The organism is Pseudoxanthomonas broegbernensis (genome assembly GCF_014202435.1).
GTDB classification, from domain to species: domain Bacteria; phylum Pseudomonadota; class Gammaproteobacteria; order Xanthomonadales; family Xanthomonadaceae; genus Pseudoxanthomonas; species Pseudoxanthomonas broegbernensis.
This window is the reverse complement of sequence record NZ_JACHGU010000021.1, coordinates 1-3677: the sequence shown is the minus strand read 5'-3', so window position 1 is coordinate 3677 and position 3677 is coordinate 1. Positions and strand designations below refer to the sequence as shown.

Here is a 3677-nt window from a genome sequence, read left to right as displayed (position 1 = left end):
GTGCCTGGATCCGGGAGTGCCTGTTGCCGTCGGCGGCTCGCAGCTCAGGTGCGCGCGTCGCAATGGCCTGCTGAAGCGGATACTTCAGGGGCGACTCATTACATTGCGCCAGGCCAACGAGATCCTGCGCAAGGCGTCGGCGTATTTTGCCCAGGCGGAGCTCGACCGCCGGTTCAAGCCATGACGGCGTTCATCGACGAACACCGAACGACGTACGGAGTCGAGCCGATTTGCAGGGTGCTGCCGATCGCTCCGTCGACCTACTACACGCACGCGGCCCGGCAGGCCGATCCGGAGTTGCAACCGGATCGCTGGTGGCGGAATGAGGCGCTGTGCGTGGAGATCCGGCGAGTCTGGGACGAGAACCGGCAGGTCTACGGCGTGCGAAAGGTGTGGAAGCAGTTGTGCCGCGAAGGCTACCGGGTGGCGCGCTGCACGGTGGCACGGCTGATGAAGCGGCTGGGCCTGAGGGGCGTAGTCCGTGGCAAGGTCGTCAAGACCACGCGCGGCGACAAGGCGGTGCCGTGCCCGCGCGACCGGGTGAACCGGCAGTTCCGGGCCGACCGGCCCAACGCGCTGTGGGTGAGCGACTTCACCTACGTCTCGACTTGGGCGGGGTTTGTGTACGTGGCCTTCGTGATCGACGTATACGCCCGCCGGATCGTGGGCTGGAAGGTTTCCAGTTCGGCCCGGACTGACTTCGTCCTGGACGCGCTGGAGCAGGCCCTGCACGACCGCCGGCCGACGCAGGGCGGCCTGATCCACCACTCCGACCGCGGCGTGCAGTACGTGTCGATCCGCTACACCGAGCGTCTGGCCCAGGCAGGCATTGAGCCGTCGGTGGGCAGCGTCGGCGACAGCTACGACAACGCGCTGGCCGAGACGATCAACGGCCTGTACAAGGCCGAGGTCATCCATCGGCGGTCCTGGCGCAACCTGCAGGACGTCGAACTGGCCACGCTGGAGTGGGTGGACTGGTTCAACCACAGGCGACTGCTTGGACCGATCGGCGACATCCCACCGGCTGAGGCCGAAGCAAACCACTATCAGCAGACCCGTGAGCTCGCCATGGCGGCGTGACTCACACCAACGAGTCTCCGGGATTCCCGGAGCGGTTCAAAATCGCCTGCGGCGATTTAACATAACGCTGCGTTACGCAAACCGCCGGGCTGTCACGGCGCTTGCGATGCTGCAATGGGCCGGGGCGAGTTCGCAGGCAAGCGCCGCGCCAGCCCGTCGCTTCGCGTAACAAGCGTTCATGTCTTGCGCCCCCGGAAAAGCAAGATCAAGCAACGGCGGGTGTGGCCGCGTGTGCTGCGCACACCCGCCCACGTCGTGCTGGTGCGCGTTCCGCGCTTGCTCCGGTCAGGTGCGCGGGTTGCGCGTGGGCCAGGCCCATCGCTTCGGCCACACGCCGGCCACGCGCCCGTGCGCGTGCTGCGCACGCCCACACAGCCGCGTGCGCGCTTCGCGCCCACGTGCGCGACCCGACGCACGCCCGGCGCGTCGGCTTAACCGCTGGCGCGGTTCAAGCCGAACGCGGATCGGTATGCGGCGGTTACGGGCAAAAGCCGGCAGCTAGGGAAAACGCTTGACGGCGGGGCCACCGGCGGGCGAAAAAGCGCATCAAGGGAATTTTTACCGGGACAGGAACCGCCTCAATGGCCGCAGCGTTGCTAAGTCCAAGTCGCGTCAGGGAAAAACGCCGCCGGGTACGATGGGGCGCGTCAGGGCGAACTATCTATGTCTATGTTGGAGGGAATCCGGTCAACTTCACCGACTCGTTAGGACTTTCTAAAGACATATGGGTTTCGCCTATTCGGGATCGGACGATACATCCAGGTGCGCGTGCTGATCCTGATCGACCAGGCATACATACGATTTACGCGCATGGAGATCCGAATGCGATGAATGGGCCTTCCTTCTTTAGCAAGTATGGAACCCCATTGAATGCTGCGCAGGCGGCAGAGGTAATTAGGAATCGCAATTGGAATGGCAAGGATCCGATATGGCTGAAATCTTGCAATACAGGCAAGGATCCCAACGGCTTCGCGCAGCAGCTAGCCAATGAGCTTGGAGTAACGGTGTACGCGCCGAATACGCAAGTTTGGTTCAACACGCAAGGCGTAATTGGTCCGATGCCAAGGGTTGGCGGTAATGGCCCTGCCCCGGATTACTCCAATCCTGGTCAATACACGCCCTTTTATCCGATGTCCCCGGTAGGGCCATGAGTATGAAGATGCTCCCATCCCTGTTGGTTATGTCATTCGCAGTCGCAGCTTGCAGTGGTGGCCTCAAAAGCCCTAGCGATGCCTTCCTGATACCTCAAGAGCAAATAGCGGTCGTGACGAAGGACGCTAGTGCTGGGAACTTGAGTGCGATAAAGCGTCTAATCTCACACTATGAAGCAACGTCGGGAGATGATGCGATTGCCGAAGAGTGGAGAGCGAAGGCTAGATCACTCGGCGATGCGCAAGAGTTGTATTACTACGCAGCGAGATTGTTTACAGGGGCCAGGAGCGAGTCTGATCCAGTCAAAAAGCAAAAGATGCTTGTCGAGGCTTTGGAATCTGCTCAGCGTTCATACGCGAATGGCGCAGATGCATCTACTCAGCGGTTGATCGATGAAATCAGCCAAGTCATTAATAGCAGATAAGAGAACTCCTGAAGCCCCGCGGTGCGGGGCTTCTTCTTAGTCGCTGCCGTTGCGGTTGTCGTTAGACCCCGCGCGAACTGATGGCGTGCCGGTAGTCGTGATCCCACGCCATGCGCTTCGATGCCTGCGCGGCGTTGGCCATCCACTGGCTGATGCCGTCCTCGCCGTGCTGTTGCAGCCACGCCGCGCCCTCGCGCTGCGCGTTATCGAAAGTGCCGCACTCGCGCTGTTCGACGGCGTTGTTCTCGATGTTCAACACCAGCCGCCAGCCGACCACCGGTGGCGGGATCGCGGGCAGCGGCGCGTAGCCTACGCGTTCCCACGCTTCTTCCCTTAGTTGCATGATGTTGTCGCTGGCGGACGACCTGCGGATCGGTTCGATGGCATAGGTCGCGCTCATACACCGCTACCCGCATGTTGTTCGGCCAGTTGCCGGGTGCGGTGCTTGACGATGAGGCCATCGAGAACGGCCTGCACCACGCGCTGTTCGTCAGCAGGCAGGCTGGCGACGGCCTCGAACAGCAGGTTCAACCGTTCGCCCTGCGGCCCCCGCTCGCTGGGATCGAATACCAGATCGTCCAGTGGCACGTGAAGCGCCACCGCAATCTTCTTCAAGCCATCGAGCGAGGGCTGTGCTGCACCGGTCTCGTAGCGGCGCACCTGGTTGACGTGCAGGCTGGCCAGCTCGGCGAGCTGGGTCTGGGTGAGGCCCTGTGCCTTGCGCAGACGGACGAGGTTGGCGGCGATGCTCATGCGGAAGCGATGCAGCGGCGTGGAGTGCATGAGGCTAGCCCTCGGTTCTGAGTGGGTTTGACAAAACTACCTGTTCGGGTATCAAAATACCACCCCAGAAGGGTATTGAGTCGCCCCTGAAAAACCCATCCCACGCATGACGTACAGCCGCTTCCGCGCATTTCCTGCGTGCTGGCACTCCCCGTTTTCGCTACGCTGAGCGCTGTTTCCTTGCAGTCTGGAACCAGCGCATGCGCAAGCAGCCCGTTGCCGTGGATAGTGCCGCAGC

3 protein-coding genes, 1 pseudogene and 1 other annotated feature are annotated in these 3677 nt (G+C 62.1%); of the genes and pseudogenes, 2 read left to right on the top strand and 2 right to left on the bottom strand.

Features of this window, described 5'->3' with window-relative positions; all coding sequences use genetic code 11:
- Positions 1 to 103: 103 nt before the first annotated feature.
- Both HNR76_RS15140 and HNR76_RS15135 read left to right on the top strand, forming a co-directional pair.
- Positions 104 to 1080, top strand: a pseudogene (locus HNR76_RS15140) (IS3 family transposase); the annotation flags it as partial.
- Positions 139 to 255: a sequence feature (AL1L pseudoknot), on the top strand. Its footprint overlaps the pseudogene before it by 117 nt.
- 1147 nt (positions 1081 to 2227) lie before the next feature.
- Positions 2228 to 2656, top strand: coding sequence for a hypothetical protein (locus HNR76_RS15135; protein ID WP_162312321.1), 429 nt, complete (start codon positions 2228 to 2230; stop codon positions 2654 to 2656).
- A gap of 61 nt (positions 2657 to 2717) precedes the next feature.
- Here the strand turns inward: HNR76_RS15135 and HNR76_RS15130 are convergent, their stop codons facing one another.
- Together HNR76_RS15130 and HNR76_RS15125 are read right to left on the bottom strand one after the other, a co-directional pair.
- Positions 2718 to 3056 (bottom strand): hypothetical protein, encoded by a 339-nt coding sequence (locus HNR76_RS15130; protein WP_162312320.1) that lies wholly within the window; start codon positions 3054 to 3056, stop codon positions 2718 to 2720.
- A complete protein-coding gene (locus HNR76_RS15125; protein WP_211373209.1) occupies positions 3053 to 3409 on the bottom strand; it encodes a helix-turn-helix domain-containing protein in 357 nt (118 codons plus the stop codon). The genes HNR76_RS15130 and HNR76_RS15125 overlap by 4 nt, the downstream gene beginning before the upstream one ends.
- Positions 3410 to 3677: the final 268 nt, after the last annotated feature.